Raw genomic sequence first — 14166 nt, 5'->3', positions numbered from 1 at the left:
ATAGCCTTCTTACTTATAATATCGTACCCGCTTTTTCAGCACCTAACATTTCAATAATTTGATTATCATCGTCTAATACTGCAATTTTCGGCTCTTGTTTATGAATATTTTCTTCTGCCACTAGACCGTAGCAAATAATAATAACTTTATCTCCTGGCTGTACAAGCCTTGCAGCTGCACCATTCAAACAAACAACACCGCTACCACGTTCCCCTTTAATAACATATGTCTCTAAGCGAGCACCATTATTATTATTTACAATTTGGACTTTTTCGTTTTCTACAATATTTACTGCATCCATTAAATCTTCATCAATTGTAATACTACCTACATAATTTAAATTTGCTTCTGTTACTGTTGCGCGATGTAGCTTCGCTCTCATCATTGTGCGAAACATAGATGCTCCCCCTTATTTAACCGTTAATGTTATATTGTCAATTAATCGTACATTGTCAAATTTAACTGCAATTGCTAAAATGATTCGTCCTTCAATTTTATCCACTACTTGTAGTGAAGGATACGTATATAAATCAGCATAATCTACAGTGCCTTTCGTATACGTCTCAATATACTCTTTCACAAGAGTTGTAATGATTTCTGCATTACGTTCTCCTGTCTCAATTCTTTCTTTCGCTATACATAGACTGCGGTATAAATGAGGAGCCTCTTCACGCTCTTCTGGTGATAAATACACGTTACGAGAACTTTTGGCTAATCCATCTTCTTCCCTTACAATATCCACCGGTACGATTGTAACCGGAATATTAAAATCAGCGACAAATCCTTCAATGACAGCAACTTGCTGTGCATCTTTCATACCGAAATAAGCACGTGTTGGCAATGTAATATTAAATAGTTTCATTAGTACAATCGCAACACCAGCGAAATGACCAGGTCTTTGTTTTCCGCATAACACATCGGTACGCTTCACAACTTCTACTGTTGTCGTTTGTTCTGCTGGATACATTTCTTCTACGCTCGGATAAAATAAATAATCTACACCGTTTTCTTTTGCTACATTTTCATCTCTATCAATATCACGAGGGTATCGATCTAAATCTTCATTTGGTCCAAACTGTAGCGGATTAACAAACACGCTTAAAACTACAATTTCATTTTCTTCTCTTGCCTTACGTAATAAAGTCGCATGACCTTCATGTAAATAACCCATCGTTGGGATAAAACCAATACTTTTTCCACTTGCACGTAGTTCGTTTGTAATTTGCTGCATCTCTTGCACTGTATTTATGATTTTCATTATTGTTTTCCTCCGTATAACGCTAAACATTCTTCCTCTTTCATTGTGAATGAATGTTTTTCTTCCGGAAATTGCCCTGTCTTTACTTCAGTTACGTATTGTGAAATCCCTCGCACAATCTCCTCTTGAACAGACGTATATTGCTTCACAAATTTCGGAACACGATTTACGCCATATGAGATAAGATCATGATAAACGAGTACTTGCCCATCCACTTTTTGTCCTGCTCCAATTCCAATCGTTGGAATTGTTAGTTGCTTCGAAATAAATTCTGCTAGCTGCATTGGCACACATTCTAACACAAGTGCTATCGCACCAGCTTCCTCACATCTCTTCGCATCTTCTATTAATTTTTTTGCACTTTCAGCATCTTTTCCTTGTACTTTATAGCCACCTAACACTCCTACAGATTGAGGAGTTAAGCCTAAGTGTGCCACGACAGGAATTCCCGCACTCGTCAAGTAATGAATAGTTGATATCACTTCTCCTGCACCTTCTACCTTCAGTGCATGAGCACCACTCTCTTGAACGATGCGGCGTGCATTCACCATCGTATCTTGAGGCGACACATGATACGACATAAATGGCATATCAGTTACAATAAACGTCTCTTTCGCTCCTCGGCGTACAGCTTTCGTATGATGAATCATATCCTCTACTGTTACAGGTACTGTTGATTCATAGCCGAGCACAACCATCCCAAGGGAATCTCCAACTAGAATCATATCAACTTCCGCTTCTTCTGCTAATTTAGCAGATGGATAATCATACGCCGTTAGCATTGTAATCGGCTCACCTTGCTCTTTCATTTTCAAAAAATCTGTTTTTGTTTTCAAAAACTACTCCTCCTTTATACAGGAGAGAGGAGATGGCCGAAATCATATAAAAAACCCCTCTGGCCATAAAAGGGCAGAAGGGTTGTGTGTTAGTCGGCATTATTCATCCCTCTGTCCCAGTCCGTTATTGGATCAAGGCAGAATCCAAGTTATTATTTTTCGTATTGCATCGAATCATGGTGCAGTTCGCTCTGATACTGCCCATATTCGAACTAATTATAGCAAACTCCAAAAAGGAATTACTACATTTTTTTGAAAAAATAATTTTTATTCTTATTACGGTATGTGAAATTTTTAAATAACGTATGCATAGAAAGATAAACAAATTTGTTTACATGCATAGTATAACTCTTAAAATAATGATGCAGGTTAATTGAGGAAACATACTTACAAAAGGAGAATTGCTAATGTCTATAAGCACATGGTTATTTCGATTCATCGGTTTTCTTGTGATGCTTGTGGGAGTAACAACTTTAAATTCCCTCAATGTATTTGCCTCAATTAACGTCGTAACACAACCTGTTGAGTCTGCCAAGGTGATTGAAGTCGAGCTAAACGATGATTACTTTAAACCGAACGTCATCACGATTCCAATTGAAGAATCAACAACATTGCTATTGAAAAATAAAGGCAAGAGTGAGCACACCTTTACAGTAAAAAAACTCGGCATTGACGTCGTAGTCGAGTCAGGAAAAGAAAAAAATATTACTGTGAAACCTAAAAATACTGGTACATATGAATTAATATGCCGGTATCACCTTCTTAAAGGAATGGAGGGAAAAGTAATCGTCAAATGACAAGTGAATACTAAAAAATTCATTATCGCACCGCAAACTCATTTCAAAAATATTGAAATAAAAAAGAAGTTCCAAAATAGGAACTTCTTTTACTTAATTTCGATATCCGCAGAATGAATGTGATGTACTTTTCCTTCATGGTCTTCTAGAAGCAATACGCCATCCTCTGTAATTCCTTTTGCTACACCCGTAATCGTCTCTCTCATCGTTCGAGCGTTAATTTCTTTCCCGATGCTCACAGCGTAACTTTCCCAAAGAATTTTAATGACAGAGAAACCATTTTGTAAATACTCTTCATATAATTTTTCTAGTTGTAAAAAGATTTGTTGCATAAGCTCCGCACGAACAATTGGCTTACCAGATTCAATCGCTAAAGAAGTAGCAATATGCTGAATTTCCTCATCAAAATGTTCTTGCTTTTGATTCGCATTAATACCAATACCCATAATGACAGCATTAATTTTATCAGGATCAGCTTGCATTTCTGTTAATATACCTACAGCTTTTTTCCCTTGAATTAAAATATCATTTGGCCATTTTATTCCTACATTTACACCTGTGCACTTTTCAATTGCTTGCGCAACGCTAACAGCGGCTAACAAAGTAAGTTGTGGTGCATGATGAACCGGGATCGATGGACGTAAAATAATACTCATCCAAATTCCTGTTCCTTTTGGTGAATGCCATTTTCTGCTTAAACGACCTCTACCCGCTGTTTGTTCTTCTGCCACAACAATCGTTCCTTCTTCTGCACCTTCATAAGCAAGCTTTGCTGCAATATGCTGCGTTGATTCAACAGACTCTTCAAAATACACTGTTCTACCAATATGTTTCGTTTGTAACCCTAACTGAATTTCATTCGCAGTCACTTTGTCTGGCTTACTTGCAATTCGATAGCCTAATCGACGCACAGCTTCAAGTTCATATCCCTCATTCCGAAGGTCCTCCATATGTTTCCACACAGCGGTTCTTGAACAACCAAGTTTATCACTAATCGTTTGGCCAGATACAAACTCGCCATCGGCTTCCGAAAAAACTTGCAATAACTGCTTTCTTATAGTAGATTGCATTCTTGCAGCCACTCCCTTATACACTCTTTCTCATTAACTACGTTTCCTTGTACGATTGCTTCCTCAATCTTTTGAATCATTTCAGCAACCCATGGACCGGGCTTTTTACTTGCCCAGTTTAACAAATCATTCCCAGTCACATTCATCTCTTGTCGACTCTTGATTGGCAATGCTTGAAACAACGTTTGTACCCGGTTAACAGCTGTATGATCATAGCTTTCAATCATCGCTTCATATACTCTTTCTGCCATTTCAGCTATATGAATTCCCGTTTTATAAAGAAGAACTGTATCCCAATCCTTCTCCTTTCTCTTACGGATTGTTAATAAAACTGCGACGATATCTTTTATTTTTTTATTCGAAAACTTCCATTGACGTAAAAAGACAGATGGATGTTCTTCCCCGATACAATATAAGAAAAATGCCCATGCCTCAATGTCTGTTTCAAAAGAATCCCAGTTATACTGCGTAGCTTTTAGCAATCTTTCTTCTGACATTTGTAAATACGGCAGATGAGAAAATAGTTTCGTTTCTACTAATTCTTTGAGACCCTTCACACAATATGTGCCAGTTAACAGTTTTTCAAACTCCACTGTAATTCTCTCAATTGCTATATGTTCCAGCAAATGTCCATATGTTTCAATTGCTTGTTTCGTTTTCGTCTCTAAAGAAAAACCTAACGTACTTACGAACCGAATACCACGCATCATTCGCAGGGCATCTTCTTGAAAACGATCCGCAGCATTTCCCACTGTCACAATTTCTCTCTTTTGAATCGCTTCCTGTCCTGCAAATAAATCGACCATTTCGCCTTCTTCTGTCATGGCAATTGCATTCATTGTGAAATCACGACGTTTTAAATCCTCTTCTAATGAACGAACAAATTGAACACTACTAGGTCTTCGAAAATCTTCATATTCACTCTCTGTTCGAAAAGTGGTTACCTCATAAGGCTCACCATTTTCTACTACAATTACAGTTCCATGTTCAAGACCAACAGGAACATGTCTTGGAAATATAGCCATCACTTCTTCTGGTAAAGCAGATGTCGCAATATCAATATCTCCAATCGGCCTATCGATAATAAGGTCTCGTACGCTTCCACCGACAAAGTAAGCCTCATGCCCTTGTTGCTTTAAAGTCTCAATAATAGAACTAGCTTTTTTAAATCTTTCCATTTTTGTCATCCCTTAGTACATCATAGTAAATCGTTTCATATTGTGAGACGATTTTTTCAGAACGAAACTGCTCGTAAACACTTTCTCTTGCTCGCTCTCCCATATTACGGTGAAGTTCTTCATCCTTTAATAGCTGAATGGCTTGACCTGCCACTCCTGTTGTATCGCCAACTTCACATAAATATCCTGTATCACCATGTTGAATGACTTCTGGAATACCTCCAACCCTTGTTCCAATACAAGGTACACCACACGCCATCGCTTCTAATAAAACAAGACCAAAACTCTCCTTCTCTGATAAAAGCAACATTAAATCACTCATCGCAAGTAACTCTGCAACATTATCTTGCTTCCCTAAGAATAAGACGCGATCTTCAATATGTAAATTTTTCACCAACTGTAAAATCGTACAAAATTCTGGTCCATCTCCAACAAGAAGCAACTTCGCATCTACTTCTGTAACAATTTTAGCGAATGCCTGCACAACATCTTGCACACGTTTCACTTTACGAAAATTTGAAATGTGAATAAGTATCTTTTCACTCTCACTTATACCGTATTCTTTCTTTAATTGGGTCATATCACGTTTGAAATATACACGTTCGTCTATAAAGTTATATACCGTTTGAATGTCTTTATTTGGTTTTACAAGCTCATGCGTTTCGTTAATTAATGAATGCGAGACAGCCGTCACAACATCAGATTGCTCAATACCAAAACGAATTAAATTATTTAGCGAAGGGTCGGATCCTAACACAGTAATATCTGTTCCATGCAAGGTTGTAACAATTTTAATACGCTCTCCAATCATTTGTTTTGCTAAATAAGCACAAATGGCATGTGGTATTGCGTAATGCACATGTAAAATGTCTAGATTTTCTCTTTGTGCAACCTCTGCCATTTTACTCGCTAACGCTAAATCGTATGGTGGATATTGAAATACAGAGTATTGATTTACCGTCACTTCATGAAAATAAATGTTTGGATACACTTTATTTAACCGGAATGGTAAACCCGATGTAATAAAATGAATTTCATGCCCGCGTTCCGCTAATTGCTTTCCTAATTCTGTTCCAACAACTCCAGAACCACCTACAGAAGGATAACATGTAATACCTATTTTTAATTTCATTTACATCCCCCTATTAAATCAGCATGTAATAAAACCGGTTTCTTACTCATAAACCCTTCGGCATATAAGACTCCAACTTCTTTTCCAAACATTTTCTCACGAGCGACTACAGTTTCAACGTAACCTTCTGTTAACGGCGTTTTCACACCATCACTCCCTGTTGAAAACTGACTTTCATACGCTTCTAATGCTTCCACTTTTTGCGATACGTATTCACTAATATCTATACAAAAATTCGGTTTATGAAAACCATTAATCATATAATGATAAAAAGACTCCACACGATGTGGTGGAACCTCTGGCATATATTTGCGAATTCCTGCTGAAAAAATAGCTTCTTCCACAAGTTTTGCACAATTTGCATGATCTGGATGACGATCTTCATAATACGGCGCAAAAACTAGTTTTGGTTTATATGTACGAATTACCTTTACAATTTCACGTATATACTCTTCTTTCATATACAAACCACGGTCTGGCATCGCTAAATTTAGTCTCGTTTTTACTCCCATTATACGAGCTGCCGCCTTTGCTTCTTCTTTTCTTAACTCTATCGTTCCATTAGAAGAAAGATCAGCTTCCGTTAAATCACAAATACCTACTTCATACCCTTGCTTCGTATATTTAGCAATGGTGCCAGCCATGCCGATTTCAACATCATCGGCATGAGCACCAAACGCTAATATATGTAATCCACTCATAATTGTTCCCCTCATTTTCTTAACTTGCGGTAATCTAAATCTCCTCGCTCTAATGCGTGCATTAACATTTCAGCACTTGCCATATTCGTTGCAAGTGGAATTGCATATACATCACATAAACGAAGCAATGCATTCACATCCGGTTCATGCGGCTGTGCTGTTAATGGATCGCGGAAGAAAATTACCATGTCTAAATCATTTTTCGCAATCATTGCACCAATTTCTTGATCGCCGCCAAGAGGACCAGATTGATATCTTGTTACAACTAAACCGGTCGCTTCCATAATACGAAGCCCTGTCGTTCCTGTTGCAAATAATTCATGTTGTTCAAAAATTGGTTTATATGCGTATGCAAACGAAACCATGTCATTTTTCTTTTTGTCATGTGCGATTAAGGCAATTTTCATCCGTTGTCTCCCCTTTAGTCGATAATATTCTCTAAACCGTACACAAGATGATCTAGATTCATTACTGTCTCAATTGATAGTTTTACACCAGACATAAATGATGCACGATTGAATGAATCATGACGAACTGTTAACATTTGTCCGTCTCCACCAAACATTACTTCTTGGTGTGCAATAAGTCCTGGTAAACGTACACTATGAATGTGAATGCCGTCTACATTTGCACCACGAGCTCCTTCTAATTGCTCTACTTCATTTGGATGACCTTGCTGCTTTGATTCACGATTTTGACGAATCAATTCTACTGTTTTTACCGCAGTACCAGATGGTGCATCTAGTTTTTGATCATGATGCAATTCAATTACTTCAACATCTTGGAAGTACTTCGCTGCCATTTGTGAGAATTTCATCATAAGAACTGCACCAATTGCAAAGTTTGGTGCGATAATTGTTCCTACTGCTTTTTCTTTTGCAGTCTCGGTTAATTGTTTTAGCTCTTCTTCTGTAAATCCAGTTGTACCAATAACTGAACGAAGTCCACGCTCAACTGCTAGTGTAACGTGTTGTTTCCCAACTTCTGGCGTTGTTAAATCTAACAACACATCTGCTTCTACTTCCTCTAAACAAGTATGTAAATCTGCGTAAATAGGTGCATCTAGCGCTGGCATTCCAGGTAAATCAGAGATTTTCTCTCCACCATGCTTATAATCCACTGCTGCTACTAAATTAAAATGTTCCGTTCTTTCCATAAGAAGAACTGCTTCATGTCCCATACGTCCTCTTGGTCCAGCTATAATTACTTTCATTTCTTTCATTATTCTTTCTCTCCCTCATCAATACGTGTCCAGCGATCTTTATCGCGAGTATTAAATTTATTCATTACAATGTTATGTGCTGTTTCTAAATCAATATTTAAACTATTTGCCATACAAATCATAACAAATAATACATCTCCAAGCTCTTCTTCAATACTACGTTCTTTTTCAGTTGTTTTCTTCGGTTTCTCACCATAATAATGATTAACCTCTCTTGCAAGCTCCCCCATTTCTTCCGTTAAACGAGCCATCATTGCAAGTGGACTGAAATAACCTTCTTTAAACTGACCAATATATGCATCTACTTCTTTCTGCATATCCTTCATCGTTTTCGCTTCCATACAATTCACCTCTAATCCTTCCTCTTTCATGTTAGCCAATTCATCGCGATTTGACAAATATTATTCCCCGCCAAACACCTATTTGCGACCCTTTTTGGGAAAGATTATAATAAAGTGAAACTTCTTTTGCGTTTTTGGCAAAAAATTAGCCCGCACCAATCGGGTTCCTACGGCTAGTTTGCCTTTCTTCAAAGCTTTATCTCCTACCAGCCGTTGGAACGGGGTAAAGGGAAACTTCTTTTGCGTTTTTGGCAAAAAATCAACCAGAACCAATCGATTTTTATAGCCTTCACTATTTTCACTAGCAACTAGAAATTACTTATCATTATGTTTTACCGTTTCAGCGGAGCAATGCCATTTACATAATTAGGGGGATTTCTATATGACATCAAATTTGAAGATTCGAAATATCATTTTTATTTTAATCGGTTCCGCTATTTTTTCTTTCGGTATTGTGAATATCAATATTGAAAATCACCTTGCAGAAGGTGGATTTACCGGGATTACACTATTATTGTATTTTCTATTTAAGTTTGACCCTTCTTATTCAAACTTAATTTTAAATATCCCTATATTTTTTATTGGTTGGAAGTTACTTGGAAGAACGACATTTATATATACACTAATCGGCACATTTAGCGTATCTTTATTTCTATGGATTTTTCAGCGTTACGAAGTTCTCAACTTACATGTAAACTTACAAAATGATATGACACTCGCAGCTTTATTTGCTGGGGCATTTATTGGTATCGGTCTTGGGATCATATTTAAATACGGCGGAACTACTGGCGGTGTAGATATTATTGCGAGACTCGCTCATAAATATGTTGGCTGGAGTATGGGGAAAACGATGTTTATGTTTGATGCTATCGTCATTATCGTCTCTATCCTTACCTATTTATCATATCGCGAGGGTATGTATACGTTAGTTGCTGTTTTTATCGGGGCGAAAGTGATTGATTTTATGCAAGAAGGAGCCTATGCAGCAAAAGGAGCAACTATTATCTCAGATAAAAACGATGAAATTGCTGCTAAGATTTTATCTGAGATGGAGCGCGGAGCAACCTTTTTAAAAGCTGTTGGATCGTATACAAAAGTGGAACGGAACGTATTGTATTGCGTTGTTGCTAAAAATGAAATCGTGAAATTAAAAAATATTATTACTTCTGTAGATCCTCACGCCTTTGTTGCTGTAAGTGACGTGCATGATGTAGTTGGTGAAGGTTTTACATTAGATGAAAATAAAAATCCGTTACATACATAAACACAACTAGAAAAGCTTTTTAGCTTTTCTAGTTTTTTATTACATATTGCTTAAGTTTCTCTAAATCCTCATAAATAAGCTCCAATAAGCTCCGATTATAAAAAATAGAAGCAGGATGGAAGGTCGGAAAAATATGATATTCTTTCTCTGACCATGTAAATTCTGCACTTTGCATATCCTTTAATTTTTGAATGGGCTGTTTTAATAATTGCCCGTGTACATCTGTGATTTTTTTACCTTTTCCTGTTAAACGTTGAAGACCGATATTGCCAAGTGTGACGATTAGCTTCGGATTTAGTTTCTCTAATTCATAATCTAACAAAGGTGCATGGGCGAGTATTTCTCCTTGATTTGGCGTTCTATTATACTTTTTCTGTACGATCTCACCATTTCGTTCTTTTTTCTCTCGCCACTTATAAGGTCTACTCCGAACAGCGCTCGTAATATATACTTCTTCCCTTGTAACGTGAATACGTTCTAAAAAGCCCATTAATTGTTTTCCCGCTCTCCCGCTAAACGGAATCCCATTATGAATTTCTGTTTCACCAGGCGCTTCTCCTAACAACATAATTTTCGGATTTTCAGGGCCTTGTCCACTTAAAAAACCTTCTAATTGATAAGGAGCACTACGCTCTTTCACCTGTTTTACTAAATGGTCTGGATATTTCATTTCCCCCACCGCCTTTCCACATTACTTCTATTATTTCTATTTGAAATACATTATATAATTCAATCCACAAAACAAAAAAGACTATCAAAATTGATAGTCTTTAGTCATCGCTACGCTGCATACCAGTATAAATCAATACGAGACGTAATAATTCAAATACCGCTACGGCTGCAGCTGCTACATATGTTAATGCTGCCGCATTTAATACTTTACGAGCTTGCCCATATTCATCTGTTGATACGATACCTAACGCTTCAATTTGTTGCATCGCACGCTTTGATGCATCAAACTCAACTGGTAATGTAACAAGTTGGAACACAACACCTGCTGCCATTAAAATGATACCTAAAAATATCATGTTGGCCATCGATGCAAAAATACCGATCATAATAAATATCCAAGAAATATTCGATCCAAAGTTCGCAACTGGCACTAACGAATGACGAATACGCATAAAGTTATAATCTTTTGCATCTTGAATTGCGTGTCCTACTTCGTGTGCTGCAACTGCTGTACCAGCAACTGAATGACCGTAATAGTTATCTGTTGATAATCGAACTGTTTTGGCAGTTGGATCATAATGGTCTGATAAATGACCTGGTGTTTCTTCTACAGCTACGTTGTATAATCCATTTTCATCTAAGATTTTCCGAGCCACTTCTGCTCCTGTCATACCTGATGTTGAATAAACTTGTGAATACTTGCTATAGGCACTACGTACTTTTGACTGTGCATACAACGGTATGATCAAAATGATCGCGAAGTAAATTAAATAAAACATCATGAACCTCCATTGAAGTTTTAATTATAGTACTTCTCATTCTATTTTCTTCTGCCACCATTGTCAATGAATAAACCTTACAATCCGAATCTTTATTTATTACATTATCTATTCTTAGAATGTACATTACTTTTTCTTTTTTCTCTCTCTCCTTTATACTTTCTCCACCCAACATAAGTTAATGTGAATAAAATAAGACCTCCAGTAATTGTCATAAACCAAATGAGAGAGGGTGCAATTTCATCTTTTTTTACTGTATGAAATATTTTTTGCAAATCCCCTTTAATGATTCCTAATTGCATTTGCCCACCTTTTGTTTTTAACATAACGTTACGAAATTCATCCAAATAAGATAAATGGGCATTTACACGCTGCACTTCATTTTCTGGCAAGGCAATCATTAAGCTTGGATAAATAATATTAAATTCATGTAAAAATGTGTTTAACGTTTGTTGAAACTGTCCCGTATCTTCTTTTTTCATCGCTTTTTCCATTTGAGAAAAGGCATCCATTACTTTTCCTTCTCTTTCCATCCAAAGTGGTTGATATTTCGATACTTGCGCATCGACAGCGAGCTGCAGGGCTAACACATTATCAATTTTAACTTGTTTCCTTACATCTTCTTCCGCGAGAGATTGTTTCGCCTTGTCATAAGCTAAAGAAATAACTCTAACTTGATCTGGCGTTACTTCCTGCTTCTTTTCATTCCCCTTTATTACAAACTGCTCCGAGAAATGTTGTAATACTTGTACTGCTTTTTCATCTTCATTACGCTTCACTAATTGTAATGAGTCATCTAACAACCCTGTTAGTTCACTCCACTCCTCAGCATATATACGTAACGGAAACATGATAATTAGAAATGCAATCAGTCCAATTAATGTTCTCTTCATCACGGTCCCCCCTATAACTACTAGTACAAAATATGTTAATGTGGACAAGAATAGAACAGAACTGGACCGAAAAATATATTATCGTTTTACAAACAAAAAAATTCTCTTTAAACAGAGAATTTTTCTTTTGAAATCCTTTTCTTTTTTACGAAATATTTATACAAGCTATAACAAATTATGCTACCACATAAAATAAATAATAAAATAGCACACGCTGCATGCATAAAAAACTCTTCTGGTAACATTAATATAATCGGATCCGTTTCAATATCAAACATCCAATAATCATTACTGAATAAAAGCTTATGGAATAATACAAAACTCTTTTCAAAATTAATAGCAATTGGTAACACAAGCGCAATCGGAAAGATAATTGTTACAATCGATCCATGCAGTAAAAACTTTTCATTTTTCTTTTTTAATAAATACATGCCGCCTACTATTGCAATTATAATTGTCGCATACATTACATATTGTATCTTTACTAAAATATTTTTCACATCTACAAAATGAATACGGCCATTTGTAGACATATCTAATGTGGGCAACTGTAATGCACCGTCATAAAACGGAGATAAATATGTGATAAGCACATCATAATTTCTTTTAATATCATCCTTCGTCATATCTGCTAAATCTGGAATATTTAAAAAATCAATTTCAAAATAATATAGCCATTTTCCGTATACAACCGCCGTTGTTGCGAGTGCAAATATAGAAAATGCTATGCTATATGAAACAATTATCGTAGTCAATCGATCCAATATTTTTGTACCACTCGTATTTTTCTTCATTTTCTCCCCCTACATGTTCTAACTATCATAAAGAAAACTGTTTTCGATTCTCGCGTAAGCAATAATAATATGTCATACAAAGCACAGCAATGCTTAGCCAGAACGTAAAATAACCAATTTCCCCTACAAACAAATGCATAATTCCATATCTCGGCATTTGCCAGAACAAATAATCAATTGCATCATTATGTAATGTCCATATAGCGGCTACCGCAAAATGCCATTTTTTTATACGGTAAAACGGTGCATATAGCACTGCTTGTACTGCCATCGCAAAATGCGAAAGCATTAACATATACCCGATAAGGCCAATAGGACCTTTTACATAGATCATAACCCCATTTACAACAACAGCCCATATTCCATATTTTATTAAAGTAACAATCGCTAGCGCCTCTATTAATCCCCAATTTTTCTTTATTAAGAAAGCAATTAAAACAAAGACAAAAAAGAGACTCGCCATAGGGCTATCGGGTACAAACGGCCAAAATATAGGAGCGGTTTCTTTTAATTGATCTCCATACCATATAAATCCGTAAATTGTACCTAATATGTTAACAACTAATAAAAATAATAATACAGAGCGTTGCCTTAACATTGCATACAAGTAAACCAAGCTGTATGTCCAACACCTTTCAAACAAAGTCATTTTTTCCTCAAACTCTATTCTATTATATAGTAAACTTTCTTTCATCAAAATAAAAAACTCACTACACTTTGAAGTGAACCCGAATAGTGGTGCATGAAAAAACACTTCCATGTATTTATCAACGATTATGGATGCCTTTAGTCGTGAAATTATTAGTTGTGTCATCATTGAATTACAAGCAATGAGAGGGCGAAAAGTAAAAGATTTCCTTCTTCACTCGGATCAAGGAAGTATTTATACAGCAAAAGAAAACGGCATTATCACCAGCATGTCCCGGAGAGGAAATTGCCATGATAATGCCGTCATGGAAAGCTTCTTTGGTCATTTAAAAAGTGAAGCTTTCTATTCACAAAAGATAACAAAAGTATCCAACACAGCTGTGCGAAAGATTGTGCTAGAATACATTCATTACTACAATTGTGTGCGAATTCAAGAAAAATTAAACCACCTATCCCCTAAAGAATTTAGGGAACAGATGGTTTAGGTGTTTTGATCGGTGTCCCGTTTTCGGGGGCACTTCATTACGAAATGGGCTTTTTGTTATAAATCATAATTATTCGGTTTTTAAATGGGGTAATGA

At 36.4% G+C, this 14166-nt stretch carries 17 protein-coding genes and 1 pseudogene; 3 read left to right on the top strand and 15 right to left on the bottom strand.

Annotated features, from left to right (window positions below; translation table 11 throughout):
* Positions 1–13: 13 nt before the first annotated feature.
* Genes panD through panB form a run of 3 tightly spaced genes read right to left on the bottom strand, consistent with a single transcriptional unit; the run spans position 14 to position 2094 of the window.
* Entirely contained in the window at positions 14–397 is a 384-nt protein-coding gene (gene panD, locus FH036_RS11880) for an aspartate 1-decarboxylase (RefSeq protein ID WP_000490176.1), read from the bottom strand.
* A 12-nt stretch (positions 398–409) separates the two neighbouring features.
* Entirely contained in the window at positions 410–1258 is an 849-nt protein-coding gene (gene panC / locus FH036_RS11875; protein WP_139895778.1) for a pantoate--beta-alanine ligase, read from the bottom strand.
* Positions 1258–2094: a 3-methyl-2-oxobutanoate hydroxymethyltransferase gene (gene panB, locus FH036_RS11870; RefSeq protein WP_044790543.1), complete on the bottom strand. Its 837-nt coding sequence runs from the start codon at positions 2092–2094 to the stop codon at positions 1258–1260. The genes panC and panB overlap by 1 nt, the downstream gene beginning before the upstream one ends.
* A 407-nt stretch (positions 2095–2501) precedes the next feature.
* Between panB and FH036_RS11865 the strand changes: the two genes are divergently transcribed.
* On the top strand, positions 2502–2891 hold the full coding sequence (locus FH036_RS11865; protein ID WP_000028418.1) for a cupredoxin domain-containing protein: 390 nt from the start codon (positions 2502–2504) through the stop codon (positions 2889–2891).
* 89 nt (positions 2892–2980) lie between these two features.
* Here the strand turns inward: FH036_RS11865 and FH036_RS11860 are convergent, their stop codons facing one another.
* Genes FH036_RS11860 through FH036_RS11830 form a run of 7 tightly spaced genes read right to left on the bottom strand, consistent with a single transcriptional unit; the run spans position 2981 to position 8535 of the window.
* Positions 2981–3961, bottom strand: a complete 981-nt coding sequence (locus FH036_RS11860) for a biotin--[acetyl-CoA-carboxylase] ligase (RefSeq protein ID WP_001192043.1) — start codon at positions 3959–3961, stop codon at positions 2981–2983.
* Positions 3946–5139, bottom strand: coding sequence for a CCA tRNA nucleotidyltransferase (locus FH036_RS11855; protein WP_138322238.1), 1194 nt, complete (start codon positions 5137–5139; stop codon positions 3946–3948). Before FH036_RS11855 ends, FH036_RS11860 begins: the two co-directional genes overlap by 16 nt.
* Positions 5126–6271, bottom strand: coding sequence for an N-acetyl-alpha-D-glucosaminyl L-malate synthase BshA (bshA, locus tag FH036_RS11850; protein ID WP_139895777.1), 1146 nt, complete (start codon positions 6269–6271; stop codon positions 5126–5128). Before bshA ends, FH036_RS11855 begins: the two co-directional genes overlap by 14 nt.
* Positions 6268–6972, bottom strand: coding sequence for a bacillithiol biosynthesis deacetylase BshB1 (gene bshB1 / locus FH036_RS11845; RefSeq protein ID WP_000015666.1), 705 nt, complete (start codon positions 6970–6972; stop codon positions 6268–6270). The genes bshA and bshB1 overlap by 4 nt, the downstream gene beginning before the upstream one ends.
* Positions 6973–6983: 11 nt before the next feature.
* Complete coding sequence (mgsA, locus tag FH036_RS11840) at positions 6984–7379, bottom strand: methylglyoxal synthase (RefSeq protein ID WP_000684765.1); 396 nt, start codon at positions 7377–7379, stop codon at positions 6984–6986.
* Between the two features lie 14 nt (positions 7380–7393).
* Positions 7394–8194 (bottom strand): dihydrodipicolinate reductase, encoded by an 801-nt coding sequence (dapB, locus tag FH036_RS11835; RefSeq protein WP_000661724.1) that lies wholly within the window; start codon positions 8192–8194, stop codon positions 7394–7396.
* The gene (locus FH036_RS11830) at positions 8194–8535 is read right to left on the bottom strand and encodes a nucleotide pyrophosphohydrolase (protein WP_002108639.1); all 342 of its coding nucleotides are present in this window, start codon (positions 8533–8535) and stop codon (positions 8194–8196) included. Before FH036_RS11830 ends, dapB begins: the two co-directional genes overlap by 1 nt.
* A gap of 382 nt (positions 8536–8917) precedes the next feature.
* Here FH036_RS11830 and FH036_RS11820 point away from each other — a divergent pair, with 382 nt between their 5' ends.
* Positions 8918–9799 carry a YitT family protein gene (locus FH036_RS11820; protein ID WP_000203308.1) on the top strand — a complete coding sequence of 294 codons (882 nt, stop codon included), beginning with the start codon at positions 8918–8920 and terminating at the stop codon, positions 9797–9799.
* A gap of 28 nt (positions 9800–9827) precedes the next feature.
* Here the strand turns inward: FH036_RS11820 and FH036_RS11815 are convergent, their stop codons facing one another.
* The 5 genes from FH036_RS11815 to lhaT all read right to left on the bottom strand — a co-directional run bounded on the left by FH036_RS11815 (position 9828) and on the right by lhaT (position 13553).
* Positions 9828–10469, bottom strand: a complete 642-nt coding sequence (locus FH036_RS11815) for a uracil-DNA glycosylase (protein WP_000876864.1) — start codon at positions 10467–10469, stop codon at positions 9828–9830.
* Between the two features lie 100 nt (positions 10470–10569).
* Positions 10570–11250 (bottom strand): zinc metallopeptidase, encoded by a 681-nt coding sequence (locus FH036_RS11810; protein WP_000499536.1) that lies wholly within the window; start codon positions 11248–11250, stop codon positions 10570–10572.
* 104 nt (positions 11251–11354) lie between these two features.
* Positions 11355–12143: a sporulation protein YpjB gene (gene ypjB, locus FH036_RS11805; RefSeq protein ID WP_000831595.1), complete on the bottom strand. Its 789-nt coding sequence runs from the start codon at positions 12141–12143 to the stop codon at positions 11355–11357.
* Between the two features lie 107 nt (positions 12144–12250).
* Positions 12251–12937: a lipoprotein intramolecular transacylase Lit gene (gene lit, locus FH036_RS11800; protein ID WP_044790549.1), complete on the bottom strand. Its 687-nt coding sequence runs from the start codon at positions 12935–12937 to the stop codon at positions 12251–12253.
* 25 nt (positions 12938–12962) lie between these two features.
* Positions 12963–13553: a lipoprotein heptaprenylglyceryl N-acetyltransferase LhaT gene (gene lhaT, locus FH036_RS11795; protein WP_139895776.1), complete on the bottom strand. Its 591-nt coding sequence runs from the start codon at positions 13551–13553 to the stop codon at positions 12963–12965.
* Between the two features lie 139 nt (positions 13554–13692).
* On the opposite strand from lhaT, the pseudogene FH036_RS11790 reads away from it, so the two are divergent.
* Positions 13693–14070 (top strand): annotated as a pseudogene (locus FH036_RS11790) (transposase); the annotation flags it as partial.
* Positions 14071–14166 lie beyond the last annotated feature (96 nt).

Origin of the sequence: Bacillus sp. CD3-5 (assembly GCF_006349665.1) — a bacterium.
Taxonomy (GTDB): domain Bacteria; phylum Bacillota; class Bacilli; order Bacillales; family Bacillaceae_G; genus Bacillus_A; species Bacillus_A paranthracis.
Note: the sequence above shows the minus strand (reverse complement) of the source record. Positions and strands in the feature narration are given on the sequence as shown.

Coding starts and splice junctions, on each gene's coding strand:
- FH036_RS11860 (WP_001192043.1), bottom strand. CDS start 3,961: ATGCAATCTACTATAAGAAAGCAGTTATTGCAAGTTTTTTCGGAAGCC.
- mgsA (WP_000684765.1), bottom strand. CDS start 7,379: ATGAAAATTGCCTTAATCGCACATGACAAAAAGAAAAATGACATGGTT.
- bshB1 (WP_000015666.1), bottom strand. CDS start 6,972: ATGAGTGGATTACATATATTAGCGTTTGGTGCTCATGCCGATGATGTT.
- bshA (WP_139895777.1), bottom strand. CDS start 6,271: ATGAAATTAAAAATAGGTATTACATGTTATCCTTCTGTAGGTGGTTCT.
- ypjB (WP_000831595.1), bottom strand. CDS start 12,143: ATGAAGAGAACATTAATTGGACTGATTGCATTTCTAATTATCATGTTT.
- FH036_RS11830 (WP_002108639.1), bottom strand. CDS start 8,535: ATGGAAGCGAAAACGATGAAGGATATGCAGAAAGAAGTAGATGCATAT.
- FH036_RS11865 (WP_000028418.1), top strand. CDS start 2,502: ATGTCTATAAGCACATGGTTATTTCGATTCATCGGTTTTCTTGTGATG.
- panC (WP_139895778.1), bottom strand. CDS start 1,258: ATGAAAATCATAAATACAGTGCAAGAGATGCAGCAAATTACAAACGAA.
- lit (WP_044790549.1), bottom strand. CDS start 12,937: ATGAAGAAAAATACGAGTGGTACAAAAATATTGGATCGATTGACTACG.
- FH036_RS11810 (WP_000499536.1), bottom strand. CDS start 11,250: ATGTTTTATTTAATTTACTTCGCGATCATTTTGATCATACCGTTGTAT.
- panD (WP_000490176.1), bottom strand. CDS start 397: ATGTTTCGCACAATGATGAGAGCGAAGCTACATCGCGCAACAGTAACA.
- FH036_RS11855 (WP_138322238.1), bottom strand. CDS start 5,139: ATGGAAAGATTTAAAAAAGCTAGTTCTATTATTGAGACTTTAAAGCAA.
- dapB (WP_000661724.1), bottom strand. CDS start 8,194: ATGAAAGAAATGAAAGTAATTATAGCTGGACCAAGAGGACGTATGGGA.
- FH036_RS11815 (WP_000876864.1), bottom strand. CDS start 10,469: ATGAAATATCCAGACCATTTAGTAAAACAGGTGAAAGAGCGTAGTGCT.
- FH036_RS11820 (WP_000203308.1), top strand. CDS start 8,918: ATGACATCAAATTTGAAGATTCGAAATATCATTTTTATTTTAATCGGT.